At 65.5% G+C, this 25,310-nt stretch carries 28 protein-coding genes and 1 pseudogene; 19 read left to right on the top strand and 10 right to left on the bottom strand.

The window, feature by feature from the left end; translation table 11 throughout:
* Positions 1-7: 7 nt before the first annotated feature.
* Positions 8-736 carry a TSUP family transporter gene (locus tag QX094_RS33100; protein WP_316184336.1) on the bottom strand — a complete coding sequence of 243 codons (729 nt, stop codon included), beginning with the start codon at positions 734-736 and terminating at the stop codon, positions 8-10.
* 38 nt (positions 737-774) lie between these two features.
* Entirely contained in the window at positions 775-957 is a 183-nt protein-coding gene (locus tag QX094_RS33095) for a hypothetical protein (RefSeq protein WP_316165022.1), read from the bottom strand.
* Between the two features lie 119 nt (positions 958-1,076).
* Here QX094_RS33095 and QX094_RS33090 point away from each other — a divergent pair.
* From QX094_RS33090 to QX094_RS33070, 5 genes and pseudogenes are all read left to right on the top strand, one after another.
* A pseudogene (locus tag QX094_RS33090) lies at positions 1,077-1,190 on the top strand (LysR family transcriptional regulator); the annotation flags it as partial.
* 134 nt (positions 1,191-1,324) lie between these two features.
* Positions 1,325-1,648, top strand: a complete 324-nt coding sequence (locus QX094_RS33085; RefSeq protein ID WP_315717658.1) for a metalloregulator ArsR/SmtB family transcription factor — start codon at positions 1,325-1,327, stop codon at positions 1,646-1,648.
* Complete coding sequence (locus QX094_RS33080; RefSeq protein WP_315717657.1) at positions 1,645-2,055, top strand: SRPBCC domain-containing protein; 411 nt, start codon at positions 1,645-1,647, stop codon at positions 2,053-2,055. Before QX094_RS33085 ends, QX094_RS33080 begins: the two co-directional genes overlap by 4 nt.
* A 36-nt stretch (positions 2,056-2,091) precedes the next feature.
* On the top strand, positions 2,092-2,313 hold the full coding sequence (locus QX094_RS33075; RefSeq protein WP_315739639.1) for a hypothetical protein: 222 nt from the start codon (positions 2,092-2,094) through the stop codon (positions 2,311-2,313).
* Positions 2,314-2,486: 173 nt separating this feature from the next.
* The gene (locus QX094_RS33070; protein ID WP_315717655.1) at positions 2,487-3,122 is read left to right on the top strand and encodes a LysE family translocator; all 636 of its coding nucleotides are present in this window, start codon (positions 2,487-2,489) and stop codon (positions 3,120-3,122) included.
* 199 nt (positions 3,123-3,321) lie between these two features.
* Here the strand turns inward: QX094_RS33070 and QX094_RS33065 are convergent, their stop codons facing one another.
* The 4 genes from QX094_RS33065 to rpiA form a co-directional block, all read right to left on the bottom strand.
* The gene (locus tag QX094_RS33065) at positions 3,322-4,080 is read right to left on the bottom strand and encodes a DUF4336 domain-containing protein (protein ID WP_316175971.1); all 759 of its coding nucleotides are present in this window, start codon (positions 4,078-4,080) and stop codon (positions 3,322-3,324) included.
* 145 nt (positions 4,081-4,225) lie between these two features.
* Positions 4,226-5,611 (bottom strand): glutathione-disulfide reductase, encoded by a 1,386-nt coding sequence (gene gorA / locus QX094_RS33060; RefSeq protein WP_316184337.1) that lies wholly within the window; start codon positions 5,609-5,611, stop codon positions 4,226-4,228.
* A gap of 33 nt (positions 5,612-5,644) precedes the next feature.
* A complete protein-coding gene (locus tag QX094_RS33055) occupies positions 5,645-6,166 on the bottom strand; it encodes a DUF2059 domain-containing protein (protein WP_315717652.1) in 522 nt (173 codons plus the stop codon).
* A gap of 48 nt (positions 6,167-6,214) precedes the next feature.
* Positions 6,215-6,907: a ribose-5-phosphate isomerase RpiA gene (gene rpiA, locus QX094_RS33050; RefSeq protein ID WP_316184725.1), complete on the bottom strand. Its 693-nt coding sequence runs from the start codon at positions 6,905-6,907 to the stop codon at positions 6,215-6,217.
* 173 nt (positions 6,908-7,080) lie between these two features.
* Here rpiA and QX094_RS33045 point away from each other — a divergent pair, with 173 nt between their 5' ends.
* From QX094_RS33045 to QX094_RS32985, 13 genes are all read left to right on the top strand, one after another.
* A complete protein-coding gene (locus QX094_RS33045; RefSeq protein WP_315717650.1) occupies positions 7,081-7,767 on the top strand; it encodes an HAD family hydrolase in 687 nt (228 codons plus the stop codon).
* Positions 7,768-8,033: 266 nt separating this feature from the next.
* A complete protein-coding gene (locus QX094_RS33040; RefSeq protein ID WP_315717649.1) occupies positions 8,034-8,426 on the top strand; it encodes a hypothetical protein in 393 nt (130 codons plus the stop codon).
* Between the two features lie 185 nt (positions 8,427-8,611).
* The gene (moaA, locus tag QX094_RS33035; protein ID WP_316184338.1) at positions 8,612-9,643 is read left to right on the top strand and encodes a GTP 3',8-cyclase MoaA; all 1,032 of its coding nucleotides are present in this window, start codon (positions 8,612-8,614) and stop codon (positions 9,641-9,643) included.
* Between the two features lie 232 nt (positions 9,644-9,875).
* Complete coding sequence (locus tag QX094_RS33030; protein WP_316184340.1) at positions 9,876-10,508, top strand: DUF1326 domain-containing protein; 633 nt, start codon at positions 9,876-9,878, stop codon at positions 10,506-10,508.
* A 36-nt stretch (positions 10,509-10,544) separates the two neighbouring features.
* Complete coding sequence (locus QX094_RS33025; RefSeq protein ID WP_316184341.1) at positions 10,545-11,366, top strand: DUF2182 domain-containing protein; 822 nt, start codon at positions 10,545-10,547, stop codon at positions 11,364-11,366.
* A gap of 137 nt (positions 11,367-11,503) precedes the next feature.
* The gene (locus tag QX094_RS33020) at positions 11,504-12,181 is read left to right on the top strand and encodes a spermidine synthase (RefSeq protein WP_316188463.1); all 678 of its coding nucleotides are present in this window, start codon (positions 11,504-11,506) and stop codon (positions 12,179-12,181) included.
* Between the two features lie 227 nt (positions 12,182-12,408).
* The gene (locus QX094_RS33015) at positions 12,409-12,795 is read left to right on the top strand and encodes a nuclear transport factor 2 family protein (RefSeq protein ID WP_315752573.1); all 387 of its coding nucleotides are present in this window, start codon (positions 12,409-12,411) and stop codon (positions 12,793-12,795) included.
* A 219-nt stretch (positions 12,796-13,014) separates the two neighbouring features.
* On the top strand, positions 13,015-15,276 hold the full coding sequence (locus QX094_RS33010) for a DUF2235 domain-containing protein (protein ID WP_316187170.1): 2,262 nt from the start codon (positions 13,015-13,017) through the stop codon (positions 15,274-15,276).
* 31 nt (positions 15,277-15,307) lie between these two features.
* Positions 15,308-15,451 (top strand): hypothetical protein, encoded by a 144-nt coding sequence (locus QX094_RS33005; RefSeq protein WP_316188462.1) that lies wholly within the window; start codon positions 15,308-15,310, stop codon positions 15,449-15,451.
* A gap of 117 nt (positions 15,452-15,568) precedes the next feature.
* Positions 15,569-15,841, top strand: coding sequence for a hypothetical protein (locus QX094_RS33000; RefSeq protein WP_315717640.1), 273 nt, complete (start codon positions 15,569-15,571; stop codon positions 15,839-15,841).
* A gap of 237 nt (positions 15,842-16,078) precedes the next feature.
* Positions 16,079-16,969, top strand: coding sequence for a cation diffusion facilitator family transporter (locus tag QX094_RS32995; protein ID WP_315752571.1), 891 nt, complete (start codon positions 16,079-16,081; stop codon positions 16,967-16,969).
* Between the two features lie 317 nt (positions 16,970-17,286).
* Positions 17,287-17,868 carry a TRAP transporter small permease subunit gene (locus tag QX094_RS32990; RefSeq protein ID WP_315752570.1) on the top strand — a complete coding sequence of 194 codons (582 nt, stop codon included), beginning with the start codon at positions 17,287-17,289 and terminating at the stop codon, positions 17,866-17,868.
* Between the two features lie 23 nt (positions 17,869-17,891).
* Entirely contained in the window at positions 17,892-19,568 is a 1,677-nt protein-coding gene (locus QX094_RS32985) for a TRAP transporter large permease subunit (RefSeq protein ID WP_316188461.1), read from the top strand.
* 98 nt (positions 19,569-19,666) lie between these two features.
* On the opposite strand, the gene QX094_RS32980 is transcribed toward QX094_RS32985, so the two are convergent.
* From QX094_RS32980 to QX094_RS32965, 4 genes are all read right to left on the bottom strand, one after another.
* Positions 19,667-20,755 carry a TRAP transporter substrate-binding protein gene (locus tag QX094_RS32980; protein ID WP_315752568.1) on the bottom strand — a complete coding sequence of 363 codons (1,089 nt, stop codon included), beginning with the start codon at positions 20,753-20,755 and terminating at the stop codon, positions 19,667-19,669.
* A gap of 178 nt (positions 20,756-20,933) precedes the next feature.
* Positions 20,934-22,028, bottom strand: a complete 1,095-nt coding sequence (locus QX094_RS32975; RefSeq protein ID WP_316165001.1) for a TRAP transporter substrate-binding protein — start codon at positions 22,026-22,028, stop codon at positions 20,934-20,936.
* Positions 22,029-22,208: 180 nt separating this feature from the next.
* On the bottom strand, positions 22,209-23,339 hold the full coding sequence (locus QX094_RS32970; RefSeq protein WP_315752566.1) for an Mrp/NBP35 family ATP-binding protein: 1,131 nt from the start codon (positions 23,337-23,339) through the stop codon (positions 22,209-22,211).
* Between the two features lie 132 nt (positions 23,340-23,471).
* Positions 23,472-23,918: a VOC family protein gene (locus QX094_RS32965; RefSeq protein WP_315827817.1), complete on the bottom strand. Its 447-nt coding sequence runs from the start codon at positions 23,916-23,918 to the stop codon at positions 23,472-23,474.
* A gap of 261 nt (positions 23,919-24,179) precedes the next feature.
* Here QX094_RS32965 and QX094_RS32960 point away from each other — a divergent pair, with 261 nt between their 5' ends.
* A complete protein-coding gene (locus tag QX094_RS32960; protein WP_315717630.1) occupies positions 24,180-25,049 on the top strand; it encodes an NAD(P)-dependent oxidoreductase in 870 nt (289 codons plus the stop codon).
* Positions 25,050-25,310: the final 261 nt, after the last annotated feature.

The following is a 25,310-nucleotide window of genomic DNA, read 5'->3' as shown; positions in this document are numbered from 1 at the left end:
CCGGGGGTCAGACAACAAGCAGCACACCGGACAGCAGCAGAATGCTCAGGATGAGCCTCCTGAACAAGGTGTCGTTGACCCTGCGGAAGGCGAAGATGCCGAGCGCCGTGCCGGCGAGCAGAGCCGGAATGCTCAGCGCGAGATCGACGATCACCCTCGACGACAGGTCCTGCCGGGCCAGCATCATCCCCAGCGAGGCGATCTGCATCACGGCAATGAAGGGCTGCACCAGGCCGCGCTGGTCGGTGTTCGGCAGGCCGTGCATCTCGCACCAAATGGTCGGCAGTGCTCCGGGCATCGCGGTCAGGCCACCGATCAGACCGCCGCCGAATCCGACGATCGCCGTGCGATGTCTGCTCATGCGTCGAACGCTGCCGAGGCCGGGCTTGAACAGCATGGTGGCGGCGTAGACCGCGATCGTCGGTCCGAACATCTGTTGGAACAGCCGGGCGTCGGCGTTGCGCAGCAGCCAGAGCGCCAAGGGCACGCCAAGCAGCCCGCCCAGGATCAGGACCAGGCTTTCCTTCCATCGGATGCTGTTGCGCAACGCCCACAGATTCGTCGCCTGCACGCCGACGCTGCACGCCATCATCAGCGGCACCGCCTCCAACGGCTGCAGACCATGCAGCAGGATCGCGCCGGCCACGGCCGAGAAGGCAAATCCGGCCAATCCGGAAACGAAGGCGCCAGAGAACACGGCGGCGCTGAGCAACAAGAAAGAGGCGAGCCCGGGCATGAATATCTCCGGCTGATGAGGGTTGAAATGAGCGAGCTTCAATCGTGGGATGGGAGCGTCGAAACCGGCTGCGCCTGCGTGCCGTCCCGCATGGCAGCACCTCGCAGGATCGCACCGGCGACAACGTGCAGGAGCAGAAAGATGGCGAGGACGCTCGCCGCCAGCGCCGCCTGCGGCGTGATCGACAGCTTGCGCCGCGGCGGGGTCTCGTTGGCCTGCATCTCCGTCACCTCCAGCTACTGCTGTCAGGCTGGTAGCACCGCGACGTCCCCTGGCCGTCCCTTGTGCCGTGATCCCGGAGCTCGTCACGAAGGCGTGTTCGGCGGCGGAGTCTTGTTTGCTCGCCGTGCGGCTGCTGTCGCGCACGACGCGATCGGTCGCTCCCACCGAGGCCGGCGAGCGTCTGCTGCACCGGATCGGGCCGCGGTCCGAGAAGATCGAAAGCGAGCTCGTCGGGCAGACCACACCCGCCTTCGCGGTTCTGTGCGAGGCGCTACGCCATCGCGCCTGACCGGCGAAGGATTCCGCTTGACTAATCCATAACCAACCGGTTATGCGTCAATCCATAACCAATGAGTTATGGATCGAATGCCGCGCTCTCCCGACATGCTGTTCCGAACGCTTGCCGACCCGACGCGGCGCGCCATCTTCGAAGGCCTGTGCCGGCATGGCGAGCAGACCGTCGGGGCGCTGACGGCCAAGGCCGGCGTATCGCAGCCGGCGGTGTCGAAGCATCTCGGCCTGCTCAAGCAGGCGGGCCTGGTGCGGGAGCGTCACGAAGGCCGCCAGACGCATTACCGCGCGCAACCCAAGGCGCTGGCGCCGCTGCTCGACTGGACGAGCCGGATGGCTGCGTTCTGGGAGAGCCGGTTCGACCAGCTCGACACTCTGCTCAACAGGATGGATCAATGAGCTCACCCGCGCCAGAAACCCGCACCGTCGTCGTCGAGCGCGAATTCGCGCATCCGCCCGAAAAACTCTGGCGCGCGCTGACGCAGCCGCATCTGATCGCGGAGTGGCTGATGACCAACGACTTTGCGCCGTCGGTCGATCATCGCTTCAAGCTGAAGGCCGACTGGGGCGTCGTCGACTGCCAGGTCGTGACCATCGAGCCGCACAAGACGTTGTCCTACACCTGGGCGGCGGCCGGCCTCGACAGCGTCGTGACCTGGACGCTGACGCCGACCGCCTTGGGCACGCACCTGCGCATGGAGCAGACCGGCTTCGCAGCCGACCAGACCCGCGCCTATCAGGGCGCACGCTACGGCTGGCCGAAATTCTTCGATGCGCTCGAACAGAGCGTCGCGCGCCTCGGCTGAGGCGTGCGCATCACGACGTCATCAGGGGAGAAGCACTTGAACTGGAACAACACCGTCCGGCAGGTCCATCGCTGGGTATCGATCGCCTTCACGGTCGCCGTCATCGTCAACATCGCCGCGATGACGCAGACGCAAGCCCCGCTGTGGGTCGGCCTGCTGGCGCTGATTCCGCTCATCGTGCTGCTCGGCACGGGGCTGTATCTGTTCGCGCTGCCCTACGTCGCGACGAAGTTGACCGCCTCGCGGGTGGAGCGCTGAACGGGCAATCGCGCCCAGCGGCGTTTTCCGGGAGGGAGTCAAGCCTCTTGGCGATCCGGCAGGTCGAGCGTGCGTCAGCGAAGACGATCGCTGGCCGCCTCCAAGGAACGTCTTGCGTTCGCGGCCGAACCGCGCCCTACTGGCGCGTCTTCCGCCAACGAGGCTATTCTGACGTGAACGCTCTTACGCTCTTCAGCTTCGCCATCGTCGCCTTCATCGGGATCGCGACCCCCGGTCCGACGGTGCTGCTGGCCCTCACCAACGGCTCGCGTGTCGGTGTACGCCGCGCCTGGGCCGGCATCGCCGGCGCGGTGGCTTCGGACTTCATCCTCATCGGCGCCGTCGCGGTCGGCCTGGGCGCGCTGCTGGCCGCTTCCGAATTCTGGTTCTCGGTCGTGAAGTGGACCGGCGTGGCCTACCTCGCCTATCTCGGGCTGATGCTGCTGCGGTCCAGCGGGTCGATCGACCTTGCGGCGTCCGCAGACGGCAAGGACGGGTCACGACAGCCGCACGCGCTGTTTCTGAAAAGCTTCCTCGTCGCGATCACCAATCCAAAGGGCTATCTGTTCTTCTCGGCATTCCTGCCGCAGTTCGTGGTGCCGTCCGCGCCGCAGCTGCCGCAATATCTCACGCTGGCCCTCACCTTCGCGATGCTCGATGTCCTGATCATGCTCGCCTACGCGAGCGCGGGCTCGCAAGCGATGCGTTTCCTCAAGCGCTCCGGTGCCCTCTGGCTCGATCGCATCTGCGGCGGCGCGCTGCTGAGCCTTGCCGGCGCCCTTGCGCTTTACCGGCGAGCCGGCCCCTGACCCGGCCGCGCGTCGCGGTCGTCCACCTACTCCGCCGACCGCCGCATGTGGCGCTCGGTCACCGTGCGCATCGTCACCAGCTCCTCCGCGGCCGAGGGATGCCTGGCGCCAACCTCAATCGCACGAGCTTATACGTCCGTCGCGGGAAGAGAAAAGCACGGCATCACGAAGGCCGGTCTCGTGAAGCCCAGCCGGCGGTTCAAGGCCGCAGCAACCAGCAGAATGCCTCGCGCAGGATCTCGGTGCCGTTCGTCCGGTGCCAGGCGCCATGGGCGATCACGATCCGCTCGGGATGCCACGCCAGCATGGTCTCGACCGCGGCCCGCAACTCGGGTCGGTGCCGCCAGGTAAATGTCAGCCGGAGATCGCGCGGCAGGCCGCCATGCGGCGGACCGACGCCCCCGATCCAACTCAGGTAGCGCGCCAAGCCGGCACCGATCTTGGCCGGCTCGAAATTCTCCATCAGATCGGTCAGGATCAGCGTGCGCGAAGGGCGATGGAAGAACACGACCTCCGTCATATAGCTGCCGAGGACGGGCAAGGTCGCGATCTCATCATCCCAGGGATAGCCACCGCTGCGATCCAGTGGCCTGCCCTGGAATTCGATGCGGCCCTTCGCCTGCGCGCGAATGCCCGGCGCAAGATAGATCGCCGCGTCGGGAAAGGCCGCCTGCCAGTCGGGGATCCACCAATAGTGGATGCGATTCGGACCGATGATGTCGCGCACCCGGCCTTCCCGGTCGATCTCGGCCCGCAGCGCCGGCGTCAACGGCGTGGGCGAGTGGATGAACAGATCGCCGGAGGCGCATCGCACCACGGTCATGCGGGTGGGAAACGGAAATTTCAGCCCGGGAATGCCGAAGCGGATCACGGGCCCGTCGACGATCCAGATGTTCTCGGCAACGGGCTTCAGGGTGTTCAGCGGCGGATAGGTCGCAAGGCAATCATCCTGGGACATGCTGGTCGCTCTCCAACCGCTGAACGGTTCCAACGGCAGCAAGTCCGATCGGCCACGGTGTGGACCGTCGTCAGACCGTGAGCACTGGCCCACCGCAGTCGCTACGGACGCCGGCCGGGCACGAGCCCCAAAAGCGGTTGACGCCCTACTCCGCCGCCGGCCGCACGTGGCGCTCGGTCACCGTGCGCATCGTCACCAGCTCCTCGGCGGCGGAGGGATGCAGCGCGATGGTGGCGTCGAAATCGGCCTTGGTCGCCTTCATCTTGATGGCGATGGCCACCGCTTGCGTGATCTCGGCGGCCATGTCGCCGACGATGTGGCAGCCGAGCACGCGGTCGGTCGCGCCATCGACGACGAGCTTCATCAGAACGCGGGTGTCGCGGCCGGACATCGTCGCCTTGATCGGGCGGAAGTTCGTCTTGTAGATGTCGACGCGGTCGTACAGCTCGCGCGCCTGCGTCTCGGTGAGACCGACGGTGCCCACTTCAGGCTGGCAGAACACGGCCGTCGGAATGTCAGCGTGGTCGACGCGCACGGTCTTGCCGCCGAACACGGTGTCGGCAAAAGCGTGGCCCTCGCGGATCGCGACCGGCGTCAGGTTGAAGCGATGGGTGACGTCGCCGATCGCGTAGATGCTCGGCACCGAGCTCTGCGAGAACGCGTCCACCGCGATGCCGCCGTTCCTTGGATTGATGGCGACCCCGGCCTTCTCCAGGCCGAGATTGGCCACCGCCGGATGGCGGCCGATCGCGAACATCACCTTGTCGGAGGCGATGCTGGAGCCGTTCGACAGATGCGTGGTGTAGTCCTGGCCGTGCCTGTCGACGCTGGTGACCGTGCAGCCGGTCAGGATGGTGATGCCTTCCTTCTCCATCTCGGAGCGGACATGTTTGCGGACGTCCTCGTCGAAACCGCGCAGGATGTTGTCGCCGCGATAGACGACGGTCACGTCGGAGCCGAAATTGGCGAAGATGCAGGCGAATTCGAGCGCGATGTAGCCGCCACCCTGGATCACGATGCGGCGCGGCAGCTCGTCGAGATGAAACGCCTCGTTGGAGGAGATGACGTGCTCGATGCCGGGAATCGGCGTGCCGTGGTTGGGCGCGCCGCCGGTCGCGATGAGAATGTATTTGGCGCGGACGGTCTCGCCGGTCATCAGCCGCACGGTGTGGGCGTCCTCGAGCACCGCGCGGGTCTTGACGATCCTGGCGCCAGACTTCTCGACGTTGCTGGTGTAGGCCGCCTCGAGCCGGGCGATCTCCTTGTCCTTGTTCCTGATCAGCGTCGGCCAGTCGAAGGTCGCGGTCGGGATGGTCCAGCCGAAGCCGGCGGCATCGGCGATCTCCTGACGGACATGCGAGCCGATCACGAACAGCTTCTTAGGGACACAGCCGCGGATCACGCAGGTGCCGCCCATGCGATATTCCTCGGCGACCATCACGCGGGCGCCATAGCCGCTCGCGATGCGGGCGGCGCGCACGCCGCCCGAGCCGCCACCGATCACGAACAGGTCGACGTCGAATTCAGCCATCTCTCCCCCGACCTGGCCTTTCGGCCGCAAGCCTCAGATCGGCTTGTTGCGTTTGCGCATCTCGGCGCGGAACTGCGCGGTGACAGTGTCGGAAAATTCCGCCGCCCACAGGTTCATCGCCTGCATGCTCATCTGGATCGCCTTCGGCTCCGCCGCAAGCAGCTTCTGGCCGATGGCAGACTTGTAGAAGGCGACGAGGTTGGCGATCTCCTGGTCGGAGAACTCGTTGCAGTAGATCTGCGCCATCTTCTCGCCGATCTCCTTCTCCTTGCCGGCGTAGGTCTGCGCGACCACCACGGCGACCTCGTCGAGGTCCTTCTGGTAGTTGAGATTGGACTGCAGCAGCGCCTGCTTGGTCTGCTGCACGATGCCGGGGACGGCATTGGCGTACATCGCAGCCGCGTTCTTCATCCCCAGAATCTCGCGCGCGCCGGCCATGCAGGCGGGCGAGGCCGGCTTCAGCGCAGGTGCCTGGCCCTGCGCCGCAACCGGGCTTGCCGAGGCCAAGGCCAGCACGATTCCGGCGGCCGGCAAGATTCTGAACACGCTCTTCATTCCAAGTCTCCTGTGAGTTGCCGCCATGAGCGCAGCCTCGTGCCGCGCTCAGGGCCGCTGGATAACGCGAATTCCCTGTGCGCCTGCCAGGATCGCCGTGCTGCCGAGGCCGATGAACAGCCCATGCTCGACCACGCCCGGAATTGCGCTCAAAAGACCCGCCAGGCGCGGGGGATCCATGATCTCCCCAAGGCGGACGTCGATAATCCAGTGGCCGCTATCGGTGACGAAAACGTGGCCGTCTGCGGACTTGCGCAGGCTCATCGGCCCGGACACGCCGGCCGTGGCGAAGGCGTCACTCATCTCGCGCTGAGTCGCGGCGAGGCCGAACGGAACCACCTCGACCGGCAGCGGGTAGCGGCCGAGTTGCGCCACCCATTTACTGTCGTCGGCGATCACGATCATGCGATCCGAAGCGCTGGCGACGATCTTCTCGCGCAGCAGCGCGCCGCCGCCGCCCTTGATCAGGTCGAGCGCCGGATTGATCTCGTCTGCGCCGTCGATGGTGATGTCGAGCCGGTCGATCTCATCGAGCGTGGTCAGCGGCACGCCGCACGCTTGCGCCTGCGCCCTTGTCGCCTCCGAGGTCGGCACGCCCACGATCTTGAGGCCGGCGCGCACCTTTTCTCCGAGCAGATCGACGAAATGCTTGGCAGTCGATCCGGTGCCGAGACCGAGCTTCATGCCGCTCTCGACCTCCTCCAGCGCACGCGCCGCTGCCTGCCGCTTCAATGCATCCATGTCGACCAAGGAACCCGCCCTTCGCACCCAGGGCCCCCACGGGCGGGGGCCGAAAGCCGGCGCATATCTAGCGATGTTTTGACGCGGGGCCTAGCTCTCGCCGGCCACGAAATCGGACAAAATGCCATTGCGGGCCTCTTGCAAGGACATGAGCCGGCCGCTAGCGGATACCGATGCCCATCTCCAGCACCATCGTCTTCGATCTCGACGGCACCCTGGTCGACACGGCGCCGGATCTCATCAGCGCGCTCAATCACGTCCTGCAGCGCGAGGGTCTGCGGCCGGTGCCGCTGGCCTCGGCCCGCAAGATGATCGGCCACGGCGCCCGCAAGCTGATCGAGCGCGGTCTGGAGGCGGAGGGTCGCTTCGCCAGCACCGATGACATCGGCCGCCTCACCACCGATTTCATCGATTTCTACGCTGAGAACATCGCCATCGAATCGCGCCCCTTCGAGGGGCTGGAGGCGGCGCTCGACGAGCTTGCCGGCCGCGGCTGCCAGTTCGCGGTGTGCACCAACAAGCTGGAATGGCTGTCGAAGCGGCTGCTCGACCAGCTCGGCCTGTCCTCCCGCTTCGCCGCGATCTGCGGTGCCGACACGTTCGGGGTCGCCAAGCCGGATCCGGCGATCCTGCGCCAGACCATCGCGCAGGCCGGCGGCGAGGTCGGGGCCGCGATCATGGTCGGCGATGCCGGCACCGACGTCGGCGCCGCCCGCCGCGCCGGCGTGCCGGTGATCGGCTGCACCTTCGGCTATACCGACGTACCGATCGCGGAGCTCAATCCGGACCACCTGATCGACCACATGCGCGAGCTGCCAGCCGCCGTTGCCGCCCTCAGCCCATCGCTCAGGATCGCCTGAGCCAACTTGCGATTCCACTGCCGCATCGCACCCTAACCCACTGCCCTGTCGACCTGAATCCGCACCTTGCGGTGCGTTAACGTTCTGTTGAGAATAGGGTTGACCGCAGTTGCGCCGCTGTTCTGACGCTCCTATGGTCGCCCTGGGATTGCGGCCGATGGCCGCAGGGTTGTGGGGCGGACATCATGATGCGGCGTGTCATCGCAATTGCGGTTGCGGGAGCCGGCTTGGCCGGTTGCTCGTCCTTCTCCATGGACAGCTTCAAGATGGCAGCGCCCGAGGTTCCGGTGCAGCTCGACTCCGTGCCGCCGGGCGCCGACGCCAAGACCTCGCTCGGACCGGGCTGCAAGACGCCGTGCACCGTCTCGGTGCCGGCGCCCGATGCGGGCTTCAGCGTCACCTTCACGATGGACAAGTACCAGCCCGCGACCATCCCGGTGCAGGTGATCCGCAACTCCGGCGATTTCAACACCTCGCCGCCGGTGGTGATGGACCCGAGCCCGGTCGTCGCCGAGCTGCAGCCGATGCCCGGCGCGCCGCCGAAGGCCGTCAAGCGCATGCGGCCGAAGAAGCCGAAGCCGCAGAAGTCCGCCGCTGCGCCGGACGCACCGGCGGCCACCGGGTCCGCCTTCCCCGCCCCCGCGCCGGGACGCCAATAGCGGACCGTCGTCCCGCGCGTCCCCTTGCCAAGGCGAAGCTGCATTGCAGCATCGACGGATCCACGTCGATGATTGTGGGGCGCGGCGATCATGATTAGATTGTCGTGAGACCGACATCCGGCCGCGCTTGCGCGGCCGCCGCGTGGCATCGCCGCCACCTGGGCCGCCACCAGCCAAGGCTTTCCATGACCGCAGAGACGTTGAGTGACACCGCCCTGACGCGCCCGATGACCGACCCGTTCGGTCGCCGCATCAGCTATCTGCGCGTCTCGGTGACCGACCGCTGCGACTTGCGCTGCTTCTATTGCATGTCCGAGGACATGACCTTCCTGCCGAAGGCCGACCTGCTGACGCTCGAAGAGCTCGACCGGCTGTGCTCGGCGTTCATCCACAAGGGCGTCAAAAAGCTCAGGCTCACCGGCGGGGAGCCGCTGGTCCGGCGCAACGTGATCGGCCTGGTCCGCTCGCTGTCGCGACATCTGAAGAGCGGCGCGCTCAACGAGCTGACGATGACGACCAACGCGACGCAGCTCGCCAAATATGCCGCCGAGCTCGCCGATTGCGGCGTCCGTCGCATCAACGTCTCGCTCGACACGCTCGACCCGGACAAGTTCCGCGCCATCACCCGCTGGGGCGATCTCGAGCGCGTGCTGGCCGGCATCGAGGCGGCGCGCGCCGCAGGTCTCGCCGTGAAGATCAACGCCGTCGCGCTGAAGAACATGAACGAGGACGAGATCCCCTCGCTGATCGACTGGGCGCACGGCAAGGGCATGGCGTTGACCTTGATCGAGGTGATGCCGATGGGCGAGATCGGCGAGGGCCGCCTCGACCAGTATCTGCCGTTGTCGCTGCTGCGCGCGCGTCTGGCGCAGACCTACACCATGACCGACCTCGACGAGACCACCGGCGGCCCGGCCCGCTACGTCCGCGTCGCCGAGACCGGCGGCACGATCGGCTTCATCACGCCGATGACGCATAATTTCTGCGAGAGCTGCAATCGCGTCCGCGTCACCTGCACCGGCACCCTGCACACCTGCCTCGGCCACGAGGACGCCTCCGACCTGCGCAAGCCGCTGCGTGCCTCGGCCAGCGACGAGGAGCTCAGCGCCGCGATCGACCGCGCCATCGGCCTCAAGCCGAAGGGCCACGACTTCATCATCGACCGCCGCCACAACCGTCCGAGCGTCAGCCGGCACATGAGCGTGACGGGCGGGTAGTCGGAGTCCATAACCATCGGGCCCTGCGATCAATCGCAATCGGAGCCGGCCTGTTGGCCGGCCATTCAGCCGACGATCACGCATACCGTATGAGCGGAGCGGCCCGAGGCGCAGTCACGACGCGGAGACTGATCATTTATCGGCTTGCGGCACGTCCCCACGCGGCGTAGCTTTCAGCTGCAGATCGCGCATTCGAAAGCAATTTGTCGGTTCGGCCTAGCGGGAGACAGCGATGGCAGACCCAGTCGCATGGCACCTGTCCGGTGACTATTTCGAGAATTGCAGCTGCAGCCTGCTGTGTCCGTGCCTCATGTCGGCCGCCCCTCCCCTGACCGCGCAACCGACCGAGGGGTTCTGCAACGTACCATTGCTGTTCCACATCGAAACCGGCCGCTATGGCGATGTCGCGCTCGATGGCCTCAACGCGGCGGTGATGCTGCATGCGCCCGGCGTGATGGCGGATGGAGACTGGTCGATCGCCGCCTATGTCGATCAGCGCGCCGACGATCCGCAGACGGAGGCGATGGCCGCGATCTTCACCGGAGCTGCCGGCGGCCCGATGGCTGCGTTCACGCCGCTGATCAGCACCAATCTCGGCGTGCGCAAAGTCGCCATCACCTTCCGGATCGACGGCAAGACGCGGTCCGCCGACATCGCCGACATTCTGCACATGTCCGTCGATCCGCTGCCGACCATGCACCCGAGCGGAGAGATGTGGGTGAACATCGGCCATCCCGTCAGCCCGGACAGGATGGCGCTCGCCGTCGGCGCGGCGGGCAACACCTACAACGATCACGGCATGCGTTGGGACAATTCCGGCAAGAACGGCCTGTACGCGTCGATCAGTTGGTCCAACCAGGCCTAATTCGACGTGGCGCAAGGCCGGCAACCCGCCTTGCAGATGACCGGCAGCGCCCTGGAAGCCGTGCTGCGGCGCGATCGCTGGATCGTCGGCGGCGCGATCACGATCATGGTCGCCCTGTCGTGGGCCTATGTTCTCTGGCTTGCCAACGACATGGACATGGGCGGCATGGACATGACCGGCTTCCGCATGATCCCGGCCGGCATCGGAATCATGTTGCCGGCCAGCGAGCCGTGGCGCGCGATCGAGTTCGCCTATGTGTTCCTGATGTGGGCGGCGATGATGGTCGGGATGATGGCGCCTTCGGCGGCGCCCATGATCCTGATGTACGCCCGTGTGGGTCGACACGGCCGCGCGCAGGGCCAGCCGTTCGCGGCGACCGGCTGGTTTGCGGCCGGCTATCTGCTCGCCTGGAGCGGCTTTTCGCTCGTGGCGACCGGCCTGCAATGGGTTGTGGAGCGGACTGCGCTGCTGGATTCGCGGATGGCGATCGACAACCATCTGCTCGGCGCCATCGTGCTGATCGCGGCAGGCATCTATCAGTGGACGCCGCTGAAGAGCGCCTGCCTTGCCCAATGCCAGTCGCCGCTTCTGTTCCTGATGCGTCACGACGGCTTTCGCGGCGACCTGCAGGGCTGCGTGCTGCTGGGGCTTCGACACGGCGGCTATTGCGTGGGCTGCTGCTGGGCTCTGATGGCGCTGCTGTTCGTCGGCGGGGTGATGAGCGTGATGTGGATTGCCATTCTGACCCTGCTCGTGCTGTTTGAGAAACTGACTCCGGTCGGACGATGGATCGCGCGCGCGGCCGGCATTGCTTGCAGTGCCGCGGGCGCCTGGATGCTGGTGTCCCCACCGCAATGACGCGCAACGACGCGATGCAGGTCGTCGCGAGAGTGGCGACTGCCCCTTGGCATGGGATGCGGGCAACATGGTAAGCAGGCTCCAGCGTGGCGACTCTGTCGCCTGGAATGCCGCAACCGAACTGACGCGAGACGCCCGTGATTCCCTGGAAGCTGATCGACACCGCAGACGTGCCCGGCGGCGGCGAGCCGCTGCGGCTGATGCAGCGCGGCAAGGAGTTCTCGATCAAGCTCGGTTCGAACGAGCTGATGAACAGCCGGCTGCACGGATCCGAGGAGGCCCTGGCAACCCTGAGCTGCGCCCGCATCAAGGCCGAGCCGGCTCCACGGCTGCTGATCGGCGGCCTCGGCATGGGCTTCACCTTGCGGGCGGCACTGAAGGTGCTTGGTCCGCAGGCCCGTATCACCGTCGCCGAGCTGGTGCCGGCGGTGATCGCCTGGGCGCGCGGGCCGATGGCCGAATTGTCCGGCGCAAGCCTTTCCGATCCGCGCGTCGACATCCACGAGGGCGACGTCGTGAAGCTGATCGCCGCAGGGCGCGGCACCTATGATGCGATCCTGCTCGACGTCGACAACGGCCCGCAGGGGCTGACGCGGCAATCCAACGACGCGCTGTATGACCCCTCGGGTTTGCGCACCGCCTTCACCGCCCTGCGCCCCGGCGGCGTGCTGGCGGTATGGTCGTCCCACCCCGACGATCGCTTTGCCCCGCGCCTGCGCAAGGCAGGCTTCGCCGCCGAGGAGATCAACATCCGCGCCACCGGCCGCGGCGGCGGCGCCCGTCACGTGATCTGGATCGCGACGCGGCCGGCGTGATTGCGCCTCGTCGCGCGCGGAGCTCTCTGTCCTGAGAACTTTCTCCACCGGCTGTACTACCAGCGCTGATATTCTCCACGCCCGTTTGGATCAGCGTAGTGACGCGTCGGACATCGTCCTATGATGCGTCGGCGGCGACGAGGGATGCTCCATTCTCCGGCTTGTAGACCGTAGTGGCCAGGGGCACGCTATGCAATGAGGACGCGCCCCTGAATGGGAGAATTGCCATGGATGACAGAGCGAAGCGCGCTGCCTTGCAGCACCATTGGGATGCATCGGACGTGAATGATTTCGAAGCCGAGCACGACATCTATCGCGACGATGCCGTGCTGGATTATCCGCAATCGGGCGAACGCATCCACGGCCGGCGCAACATTCAGGAGAGCCGCTTCGTGCAGCCCAGCAGGAAGCGCTTCGCAGTGCGCCGAATCATCGGGAGCGGCGATCTGTGGGTGACCGAACTGGTCCTGACCTATGATGGCGTGCCGTCTTACGTGGTGAGCGTCATGGAATTCCGGGACGGCGGAGTAGCGCACGAGACCCAATATTTCGGCGATCGCTTCGACCCGGCGCCCTCGCGCGCGCATCTCGTCGAGCGCATCAACTCGGCCTGAAGGGCGACGAACGGCCACGGCAACCGCATTTCGGTGACGGCGGCATTTCGGTAGCAGGGCAGTGCATTTCTCGTCCTCGGGTCGCCGCGTCGCTGCAGCGGCGCCCTCCGCATCATCCGGCCACGCCGCCGAAAGCCTCACACCATCTCAGGTTGATTTCTCTCTCCTTCAGTTTACCCTTCCGCTCCTCGGCTCTCAATGTCGAGCGGGGTCCTTTGCATGGCGAGTCCCAAGATCATCATCCTGTCCGACGGGACCGGCAACGCCGCCTCGAGCGTGTGGCGAACCAACGTCTGGCGCATGTTCCAGGCGCTCGACCTGCAGGGCAACGCCCAGGCGGCCAAGTATGACGACGGCGTCGGCACATCGTCGTTCGTTCCGCTCGCCCTGCTCGGCGGCGCGTTCGGCTTCGGCCTCAAGCGCAACATCCTGGATGCCTATAAGTTCGTCTGCCGCAACTACGACCACGCGAACGGCTCGAAGATCTATCTGTTCGGCTTCAGCCGCGGCGCGTTCACCGTGCGGGTGCTCGCCGCGCTGATGCTCGATCAGGGGCTGATCGTTGCCGACACCGAGGCTGAGCTGCACGACGGCGCCGTGAAGGCCTATCGCGCCTATCGCGCCAAGGGGTACCATTCGATCTGGCGGATCGAAGTGCCGCTCCGCTGGATTCGCGATCATGTGCTGGTGCCGGTGATCGACCGCATCATGGGCCGTAAATCTCTCGACCTCATCGAGCGAAAAAGCCTCCCGGCGATCGAGTTCATCGGGCTGTGGGACACCGTCGCAGCCTATGGGCTACCGATCGACGAGATGACGCGGGGCATCTCCAACTGGGTGTGGCCGCTCGAGCTTCCCAATCGCGTGCTCAGTCCGCGGGTGACATGCGCGCGCCACGCGCTCGCGCTCGACGACGAGAGGACGACCTTCCACCCGGTGCTCTGGACCGAGGCGGGCGAGACCAAGCCGCAGGATGCCAGGACGATCGATGACGAGAGGCTGGTGCAGGTCTGGTTCGTCGGCATGCACGCCAATGTCGGCGGCGGCTATCCGGACGATTCCGTCTCCTACGTCCCCCTGACCTGGCTCGTCGGCGAGGCCGTCAAACGGGGCTTGATCTTCAAGACCGCGCCCGAGGCCGATCCGGATGCGATCAAGTCGATCGTCACGTCGCAGGACAAGGACGGACGCCTCTACAACTCGCGCTCCGGGCTCGGGTCCTATTATCGATACGGCCCGCGCAAGGTGTCGGAGCTCTGCAACGACCCGGCGGCGGGCGTCCAGGTGTCGATGCCGAAGATTCACGAAAGCGTCTTCGACCGCATCGACAGCGGCTGCAATGCCTATGCGCCCATCGGGCTGCCCGACAACTACATGATCGTCCGCTACGACGGCACGCTGACGCCGCTCGGGCCGACCACGTTCGAAACGCCGGCCGGCGCGGCCGCCCGGTTCGCGGCTCAGGAGAAGCTGTGGAATCTGGTGTGGTTCAGGCGCCTCGCCTATTTCGCAACCCTGGCGGCCTCGCTGCACCTCGCGGCCTTCTGGCTGTTCCACGACCTCGATCGCACGCACGAATACGACTCGCGCATCAGGATGGTCTCCGAAGCAGTCAGGCTGATCGAATCGTTCCTGCCGACATCGCTGCACTGGTGGACGGACTGGTACGCCGCCAACCCCGAATGGTTCGCCGGCGGGATCATCATCCTTGTCATGCTGACCGCGCTCGGGACATTCCTCAGCGACCGCATCGGCGACCGGATGCGCGTGATCTGGCGCGAACGGGCATCGCCCCCGATGCCGTCCGGCCCGCTGCATCGGGCCATCTACGCGCTCCGGACCAATCGCGCCTATCAGTTTGCCATCAGGAACGGCAAGCGGCATGTCGGCCCGTTCTTGCTCGCTATCGGCACCGTCTGGCTCGCAGCCACGCTGATCAGCCATTTCCTGTTCAACGCCGCGGATTCGATGGGCGCCTTTTGCCATGGCACCCCTGCCCGCGAGCTCGTCGCGGTCGACAAGGGCATTCCGCAGGATGCCAGGGATTTCTCGACCGATGCGGTTTGCGCTCCCACCGGGTTGAGCGTCCGTCCCGGCTTCTCCTACGAGATCGTCGTCACCATGACCGACCCGTGGGAGGATGCCGGGCGTCCGGTCACCCCCGCCGGCTATCGCACCTCGACGGTCCGGGGCTACGCCCGCTGGACGTTCCGCGCAGGCATCCTGCTGCGCCGCGTTCTCTTCCGTCCCTGGTATCGGCTGATCGCCAGGGTCGGCGAGACCGGCGTCGACGAATATTTCCTCGACCCCGTTCCCGCCCCCAACACGACACCTCAAGCCTACAAAGCGCGCTTCAAGGCCGAGCGCGGCGGTGAGCTGTTCCTCTACGTCAATGACGCGGTGATCGGGCTGCCCTGGGTGTACGATGCATTCTATCCGAACAACACCGGCAAGGCGAAGGTGACCGTCAGGCTGCTCTGAACCGCCGACGCCACCAGGCGGAGACGAGGTCATGATCGACGGTTCGCCTGCCAACCGCGGCGCGACCGCTTGGGGCAGTGGCAAGCGCGCCACCGCGCGCGTGTCGCTGCGCCCTGACGAGATCTCGCGTCCATCGCCGCCGACACTGCACCGCGTCAATACAGGCTCCGCTTGAACCGCCGGAACTGCGACCAGCCGGCCGAGTTGCAAACACGGAGCATCGAACGACGAGGCAGAAAACTCCTCATCAATCCCGCTCCCCTTTTGGCTGTTCTTGAAAAGAGAGGCGACGATGAAAGCACCCCTTCTTCTTGCCGGCGCAGTGATCATCGGATCGGTCGCGCCAGTGCTCGCTGACGAATACTACATCGTGCAGGGACCGAGCCATCGCTGCACCATCACCACCACGCGCCCCGCCGACCGCGAGGTCGTCACGCAAATCGGACCGATGGCGTTCACCAGCCGCGTGGAAGCCGAGGACCGCATCCGCCAGACCAAGGTCTGTGAGGACGAAGGCACGGTCGGCAGCTCGACCAGCACCACCACGGTCATCAAAGAGAAGTAGTCGGCGGCGTCATTGCGATCGGCGTTTGCCGCGACACGGTCGCGCCCATGTCCGTGGGCGCGGCTTTCTGTTGTCCACAGATCAGTTTTCGATCGGGGCCACGCCGCCGATAGACGCAGTCGCGGCGGCCACAGAAAACCGGGGTTATCAGTCCCTTCCCGACACCGAACCGCGTCCACCCTGGTTGCGTTCCGCCGCAGCGTTGGGTACCCCAGCGCGGGATCGGATCAGGACATCATGGCCTCGCAATCGCTCAAGCTCGCCATCGGCAGCCTCGTGGTCGGAACGATCGTGCTCGGCCTGAAGTATCTCGCCTATTGGATCACCGGCTCGGTCGCGCTCTACTCCGATGCCGTCGAGAGCATCGTCAACGTCGTCACCGCCGTGGTCGCGCTCGTCGCGGTGCGCATCGCCGCCAAGCCCGCGGATGCCAACCATCCGTTCGGCCACCACAAGGTCGAGTATTTCAGCGCGGTGATCGAGGGCGTCATGATCGTCGTGGCGGCGCTGCTCATCATCCACGAGGCCTACGGGAATTTCTTCGATCCGCGGGCGTTTTCCGCACCCGTCGAGGGGCTCGCGGTGAATGCGCTGGCGAGCGCGATCAATGCGGTCTGGTGCTGGCTGTTGATCACGCGGGGCAAGCGGTTGCGGTCGCCGGCGCTGGTGGCAGACGGCCGGCACCTGCTGACGGACGTCGTGTCCTCGGGCGGCGTCGTGGTCGGCCTCGGCCTCGCGGTGATGTTGCAGCTGCCGATCCTAGATCCGGCACTGGCCGTGCTGGTCGCCGTGAACATCCTGTGGTCGGGATGGCAGGTGCTGAAGGAATCCACCAGCGGGCTGATGGATGAAGCGGTCCCGGACGCCACGCTGGCGCGCATTCGCCTGATCATCAGTCAGCATGCCGGCGGCGCGCTGGAGGCGCATGATGTCCGGACCCGCCATGCCGGCAAGCTGACCTTCATCGAGTTCCACCTCGTGGTGCCTGGCGAGATGTCGGTCAACCAGGCGCACGAAATCTGCGACCGGATCGAGGCAGCCTTGCGCGAGGACGACGAGCACAGCTGGATCACCATCCACGTCGAACCCGAAAACAAGGCCAAGCATTCCGGCGTGGTGGTGCTGTAAGACCGCTGCGCACCGGACGTGGTCCGTCGGCCGCACCCGAGAGTCCCCCGCCCTCACGCTCGGCCCGTTGACCTTCATTCGCCGGCCGGCGATCGCCAGGCCCCGGCGACCTGCGACAGCTGTGGCGCGGCGTCGCCACTGCTGCAACATGTTGCGGCAACGCTCATTTTTGCCCATTTTTCCGATTGACGGCAACACGAGGCGCTGAAATGGTGCCCCCGTTTTTGAGCCTGCCGGGCCGGATAGGCCGTTGCGCCATGTGCTGCGCAGCCAGAACGGGCCATGGGACGTCGCAAGACATTTGGGGGAGGATTGCGTTGCAAGCGTTGCTGAAATTGAGCCGTGGGATCGATGCGTTCACGACCTGGACCGGCAAGCGGCTGGCGTGGCTGATCCTGCTCGCTGTCATCATCTCGACGATCAACGCCATCGTCCGCAAGACGCTCGACACCTCGTCGAATTCCTGGCTTGAGCTGCAATGGGTGCTGTTCTCAGCCGTCTTCCTGCTGTGCTCCCCCTGGACCCTGCTCGACAACGAGCACATCCGCATCGACATCGTCAACGCCATGATGCCCAAATGGCTGCGTGACACCATCGACGTCGTCGGTCACGTGCTCTTCCTCATCCCGCTCTGCATCGTGATGATCATCACCAGCGTGCCCTTCTTCCTGCGCTCCATCGAGATCAACGAGCAATCGAGCAACGCTGGCGGCCTGCCGCAATGGCCGGCGAAGTCCCTCATCATGCTTGGCTTCGCCTTCCTGCTGGCGCAGGGCGTGTCCGAGCTGATCAAGCGCATCGCGGTCATGCGCGGGCTGATCCCGGATCCCCACGCTTCGAAGCCCCACGGCATCGAGGCCGAGGTCGAGCACCTCGTCGAAGCGATCGAGAAGAAGTAAGCGGCGGGCTGGGGGATCATCCAATGGAAGCGTTTCTGATCGCCAATATGGCGCCGATCATGTTCGGGTCGCTGGTCGTGATGCTGCTGCTCGGCTATCCGGCAGCGTTCTCGCTCGGCGCCGTCGGCCTGTTCTACGCCCTCGTCGGCATCGGGCTCGGCGAATTCCGGCCGGACTTCCTGCAGGCGCTACCGGAACGTGTCTACGGCGTGATGAACAACGACACGCTGCTGGCGATTCCGTTCTTCACCTTCATGGGCCTGGTGCTGGAACGATCCGGCATGGCCGAGGATCTGCTCGACACCATCGGACAGCTGTTCGGCACCATCCGCGGCGGCCTCGCTTATGCGGTCGTGTTCGTCGGCGCGCTGCTCGCGGCCACCACCGGCGTGGTCGCCGCCTCGGTGATCTCGATGGGCCTGATCTCGCTGCCGATCATGCTGCGCTACGGCTACGACCGCCGGCTTGCCTCGGGCATCATCGCCGCCTCCGGCACGCTTGCGCAGATCATCCCGCCGTCGCTGGTCCTGATCGTCATGGCCGACCAGCTCGGCAAGTCCGTCGGCGACATGTACGAAGGCGCCTTCATCCCTGGCCTCGTGCTGTCGGCGATCTATGCAGCCTATGCCTTCCTCACCAGCATGATCTTCCCGAAATCGGCCCCCGGCCTGCCGGCCGATGCGATCGGCTTTCGGGAGGACTCAGGCGACCGCGGCCTGAAATCGCTGGGCGTGCTGTTTCTGGCGAGCTGTGTGTTCGGCTGGTTCATGATGCGCGGCTCGGAATATCACGGCGCCGACTTCGTCGTGCTGAGCATGTTCTACGGCATCGTGTTCGCCTTCGCCGTCGCCGTCGTGAACTGGGTGCTGGAGCGCACCACCGGATACCGCTTCCTGTCCCGCATGGCGCAGCAGACCACCTTCGTGATGGTGCCGCCGCTGTTCCTGATCTTCCTGGTGCTCGGCACGATCTTCATCGGGCTCGCGACGCCGACGGAAGGCGGCGCGATGGGCGCCGCCGGCGCGATCATCCTTGGTGCGATCAAGCGGCGGCTCAGCTTCGACCTGGTCCGCCAGGCGGTGGAATCCACCGCCAAGCTGTCGGCCTTCGTGGTCTTCATCCTGGTCGGCGCGCGCGTGTTCTCGCTGACCTTCTACGGCGTCAACGGCCATGTCTGGGTCGAGCACCTGCTGACTTCGCTGCCCGGCGGTCAGGTCGGCTTCCTGATCTTCGTCAACGCCTTCGTGTTCGTGCTGGCCTTCTTCCTCGACTTCTTCGAGCTCGCCTTCATCATCATCCCGCTGCTCGGACCCGCGGCCGAAAAGCTCGGCATCGACCTGATCTGGTTCGGCGTCATCCTCGGCGTCAACATGCAGACCTCGTTCATGCATCCGCCGTTCGGCTTTGCCTTGTTCTATTTGCGATCAGTGGCACCGAAGGAGTCCTATCTCGACCGTGTCACCGGCAAGAGGATGGAGCCGGTGACCACGGGACAGATCTACTGGGGCGCGGTGCCGTTCGTGGTGATCCAGTTGATCATGGTGATGCTGGTGATCCTGTTCCCCTCGATGGTCATGCACTACAAGGGCTCGCTCTCCACCGTTGATCCGAACTCGATCAAGATCGAGATCCCGCAGATCGACGCGCCGCCGCTCGATTTCGGCCCGCCTCAGATCGATGTCGGACCGACGAAGCAGTGATGGCCGCGACGCGCGATCGCTCCGCCCACGAAAAACCCCGGCGCAACGCGCCGGGGTTTTGTTTTGTCGCTGGCTCCTGACGCGATACGGCGCCGGTCTCAGCTCAGCGGATTGCGCGCCATGAAGGCGTCGTAGCCGATCTCGGCGACCTGGAACCAGGAGTAGCCATTGCCGGCGAAGGCCGACAGCGACTCATAGGTCTTCTTGAAGTCGGGGTTGGTGGCCGCGACCTCGTTGTGCAGCTCGCGGGCAGCCTTCAGGCAGGCCTGCATGATCTCCGGCGAGAACGCATGCAGCTTGGCACCGGCGGCGAGCAGCCGGCGCAGCGCCGCCGGATTGCTCTGGTCGTACTTCGCCATCATCCAGTTGTTGGCATAATGGCCGGCATGCTCGAGGATCTTCTGATAGTTCTTGGGCAGCGCATTCCAACGATCCTGGTTGACGAAGGAAAGCAGTATCGGTCCGCCCTCCCACCAGCCCGGATAGTAGTAGTGGGGCGCGACCTTGACGAAGCCGAGCTTCTCGTCGTCGTAGGGTCCGACCCACTCGGCCGCATCGATCGTGCCTTTCTCCAACGCCGGATAGATGTCGCCGCCGGCGATCTGCTGCGGCACCGCGCCGAGCTTCTGCAGCACGCGGCCGGCAAAGCCCCCGACGCGGAATTTCAGCCCCTTGAGATCGTTGACGCCGGTGAGCTCCTTGCGGAACCAGCCGCCCATCTGGCAACCGGTGTTGCCGGCAAGCAGCGAGACGACATTGTACTTCGCGTAGAACTCGTTGAGGATCTCACGTCCTCCGCCGAGCATGTACCAGGCCTGGTTGATGCGCATGTTCGGCCCGAACGGGACCGACGAGCCGAAGGTGAACGTCGGGTCCTTGCCGAAATAGTAGTACGACGCAGTGTGGCCGATTTCGACGGTGCCGTTCTGCACGGCGTCGAGGACCTGCAGGCCGGGCACGATTTCGCCGGCGGCGAAGGGCTGGATCTGGAATTTGTTGTCGGTGGCCTCACCGACCACCTTGGCCATGATCTCGGCGCCGCCATACAAGGTGTCGAGCGATTTCGGCCAGCTCGTCGGCATGCGCCATTTCAGCTCCGGCATCGATTGTGCGATGGCCGGCGCTGCGATCGCGGCCGCGCCAGCGGCGCCAAGCCCGGTCACCTTGATGAAGTCTCTCCGCTTCATAGTTCTTCCCTCCCTGGGGGTCATTGTGTTCGTTTCCTGAGCAGCCTTCTTTGTGAGGCTTCAGTTCCAGTGTGGATCAAAGTGCGTCGGAGTGCCATTGCGAAACGTTGTCGCAACGCAAAAGCCCGGCCTCTCGCGAGGCCGGGCTGACGTCGATCCGCCGATCTGAAGTTTGCGATCAGCCGCGGGTACGCGAGCGGATCATGAAGCTGTCGTAGGTATACTCGGCAACCTGCCACCACAGATATTCATCCGAGCGGTAGGCCTGCATCGCGTCGATGACCTTCTTGAAGTCGGCGTTCTTGGCCGAGATCTCGCCCCACAACTCGTTGGTCGCCTTGAGGCAGGCCTCGAGCACCTCGTTGGTGAACGGCCGCAGCTGCGTGCCGCCGGCGACCAGGCGCTTCAGCGCCGCCGGGTTCACCTGGTCGTAGCGCGCGGCCATCCAGGTGTTGGCATTGACCGTCGCGTTGGCGAGGATCGACTGATAGTGCTTCGGCAGCTCGTTCCACTTGTCGAGATTGGCGAAGGCGTGGACGGTCGGACCGCCCTCCCAGAAGCCCGGGTAGTAGTAGTACTTCGCCACCTTCTGGAAGCCGAGCTTCTCGTCGTCATACGGACCGACCCACTCGGCGGCGTCGATGGTGCCCTTCTCGAGCGACGGGTAGATGTCGCCGCCCGCGAGCTGCTGCGGCACGACGCCGAGCTTCTGCAGCACCTGGCCGGCGATGCCACCGATGCGGAACTTCAAGCCCGAAAGGTCGGCGACGGTCTTGATCTCCTTGCGGAACCAGCCGCCCATCTGGGTGCCGGTGTTGCCGCAGGGGAAGCCAATGACGTTGGCGGCCTTCTTGAAGAACTCGTTGGCGAGCTCGTTGCCGCCGCCCTGATATAGCCAGGAGTTCTGCTGCCGGGCGTTCAGGCCGAACGGCACCGAGGCGAAGATCGCGAAGGTCGGGTCCTTGCCGACGTAATAATACGACACCGTATGGCACATCTCGACGGTGTTCTTGGAGGTCGCGTCGAGCGCCTGCAGGCCCGGCACCAGCTCACCAGCCTGGAAGACCTGGATCTGGAACTTGTTGTCGGTCATCTCGGCAACCTGCTTCGCCATATATTCGGCGCCGCCATAGATCGTGTCGAGCGACTTCGGGAAGCTGGAGGTCAACCGCCATTTGATCTCGGGCATCGACTGCGCGATCGCAGGCGAGGCCACCGCTGCCGACGCGGCGGCACCGGCGGCCGAGACCTTCAGAAAATCACGACGCTTCATATTAAGGCATCTCCTTGTTGGGGGCGTTTTCCCGTTGAAAAATCATTTATCCGCCGATGCGATTGGCCGCACACGGTCGAAGGCGATCCGGGCCGGGCTTTAGCACGGAACCGGTTAAGCGAAAACGCGACGTTGGAATGACAAACGGTCCAATAGTCGCACACGCTTCGCTGCAGTGCATCAAGCAGCGGCGATCGCGTCCTTGAGCTGATCCCGCACCGACGCGGCGATGGCCCGGTAGATCGCGGCATGCGGACCCTTCGGCTCGCTCTCGACCACCGGGTTGCCGGCGTCCGACGTCGAGCGGATGTCCATGTGCAGCGGGATTTCACCAAGGAACGGCACGCCGAGCCGCTCGGCCTCGTGGCGCGCGCCGCCATGGCCGAAGATGTCGGAGCGGGTGCCGCATTGCGGGCACTGGAAGTAGCTCATGTTCTCGATGATGCCGAGCACGGGCACGTTGACCTTGCGGAACATCGCAAGCCCGCGGCGGGCGTCGATCAGCGACAGGTCCTGCGGCGTCGACACGATCACGGCGCCCTTCAGCGGCACGTTCTGCGCCAGGGTCAGCTGGGCGTCGCCGGTGCCCGGCGGCATGTCGACGACGAGCACGTCGAGCGTGCCCCACGCGACGTCGCGCAGCATCTGGTTGATCGCCGACATCACCATCGGGCCGCGCCAGATCATCGGGCTGTCCTCGTCGACGAGAAAGCCGATGGACATGATCGACAGGCCGAACCGCGACAGCGGAATCATCTTCTTGTCGTCGGTGAGCTTGGGCTTTTCCTGCAGCCCGGTCAGCCGCGGCACCGACGGGCCGTAGATGTCGGCGTCGAGCAGCCCGACCTTGAGGCCGAGATCGCGCAAGCCCAGCGCGAGATTGATCGCGGTGGTCGACTTGCCGACACCGCCCTTGCCCGAGGCCACCGCGATGACGGCCGCGATACCCGGGATCGCGGCCTGCCGGGACATCGGCGAGTCCGCCGGATGCTGGTGCTGATGCGGACGATGCGCCGCGACCGGCTGCACGCCGCCCTGTCGCGGCGGCGGGGCGGCAGCGCCCGCCTTGCGCTCCGCGGTCAGCGCGATCATCGCCATGGTCACGCCGGGTATGGCGCGCACGGCGGCTTCGGCTTTCGCGCGGGTGTCTTCCCAGGCGCGGGCCTCGCTGGCCTCGACATTGATCGAGAAGAACACCTTGCCGTCATTGGCCGTGATCGGCGACAGCACGCCGGCGTCCGGCAGCGCCACGCCACGTGGCGAGCGGACCCGCTTGAGTGCCTCGATAACCTGCTGCTGCGTCACGCTCACGGCGCGTCTCCTGAAGAAGTTCAGAACGCGCCACATCGTCGCGCCCTATCCCGTTGGCCGGACATGATCTTCCGTCGTCTGCGACGGTACCGCTCCGGCCCTGCGTTGCGCTGCTTCATAAGGCCGACCGGCTCAAAACGCCACCATGGTTCCGATGTCGGAGGCGGTCTCGACCGGCGCATCCTCGGCCCGCTCCTTCGCTGCCTCGTAATTGAGCTCGATCATCACGCCGTTGGGGTCGCGCACGAAGATCTGCCACAGCTCCCCGCCCGGCACCTGCCGCGCCTCGAACGGCATGCCCTTGGCGGCGAGCCGCGCCTTCATGCCGGCGAAGCCGCGGCTGACGAAGGCGACGTGGTGGACGACGCCGGAGTCCGGCTTCTGTGCCTCTGAGGTCGGCGAGATGTCGACCAGGTGCACCACCGGGCGGCCCTCGCTGTACATCCAGGCGCCAGGAAAGGCGAAGTTCGGCCGGGCGCCGTTCTCCAGCCCGAGCACGTCTTCATAGAAGCGGACCGTCTCGGCGAGGTTGCGGGTCCGGATGTTGAAATGATCGAGCACGCCGACGCTGACGCCCATGCGAGACACTCCCCTGGCTGGTTCGTTGGTTGACTGGATTTCGTTGCGCGATGACGGCTTTGCAAGCCGTCATGATGATGCCTCTTTAGCACGCGGCGCCGCTTTCGCATCCGTCACGAAGCCGTTGCCCCCGCCTCTCAAGCCGTTATGGTGCGGCGTCCAGCACCGCCGCGACCCGCGCCGGATGCTGATGTGTTCCTTTCAAGAACAGCCCGGCCCTCTCAAGGCTGTCGGCAGAACCCCAAGGTCAAGGTAGCTCATATGGCTAAAGTCGCTTTCATCGGTCTCGGCGTCATGGGTTTCCCCATGGCAGGACATCTCGTGAAGAAGGGCGGTCACGAGGTCACGGTCTACAACCGTACCGCGGCCAAGGCGAAGGAATGGGCCGACAAGTTCGGCGGCAAGGCAGCCCCCACGCCGAAGCAGGCCGCGGAAGGCCAGGACTTCGTGATGTGCTGCGTCGGCAACGACAACGACCTGCGCGCGGTCACGATCGGCCCGGACGGCGCATTTGCCGGCATGGCGAAGGGCGCGACCTTCGTCGACCACACCACCGCCTCGGCTGAAGTGGCACGTGAACTCGACGCCGCAGCCACCAAGGCCGGCTTCAAATTCATCGACGCGCCAGTGTCCGGCGGCCAGGCCGGCGCCGAGAACGGCGTGCTGACGGTGATGTGCGGCGGCACCGCCGACGCCTATGCCGGCGCCGAGCCGGTGATCGCGGCCTATGCCCGGATGTGCAAGCTGCTGGGACCGGCCGGCAGCGGCCAGCTGACCAAGATGGTCAACCAGATCTGCATCGCCGGCCTCGTGCAGGGCCTGTCCGAGGGTATCCATTTCGCGAAGAAGTCCGGCCTCGACGTTCCCGCTGTCATCGAGACCATCTCCAAGGGCGCCGCCCAGTCCTGGCAGATGGAGAACCGCTACAAGACCATGAACGACGGCAAATACGACTTTGGTTTTGCGGTGGAATGGATGCGCAAGGACCTGTCGATCTGCCTCAGCGAAGCGCGCCGCAACGGCGCCCATCTGCCGGTGACCGCGCTGGTCGACCAGTTCTATTCCGAGGTCGAAAAGCTCGGCGGCAAGCGCTGGGACACGTCGAGCCTGCTGGCCCGCCTGGAGAAGTGATCCCGCCGCTCTCCGACTGATCAATCTGCCGCTGCGCGTGTGCTGCGGCGGCAGATTTCCGATCCGGGACCTTGCGGGCCCCGGCTCATCTGCCTTCCCCCATGTATTGCCGCAGACACGCGGCGGGATACGTCCGCCGCGGACGGGCGCCATTGCGCCATCTGCGACTCGCTGATACCCCTTGCAATCGCTAATCGTTCGCATGTGTTGCCCGATCGAGACACCCACTCAGAGAAAGATGGATATGTAATGTTATAACAT

Origin of the sequence: Bradyrhizobium sp. SZCCHNS1050 (assembly GCF_032484785.1) — a bacterium.
GTDB lineage: Bacteria > Pseudomonadota > Alphaproteobacteria > Rhizobiales > Xanthobacteraceae > Bradyrhizobium.
This window is presented reverse-complemented; position numbering and strand designations above follow the sequence as displayed.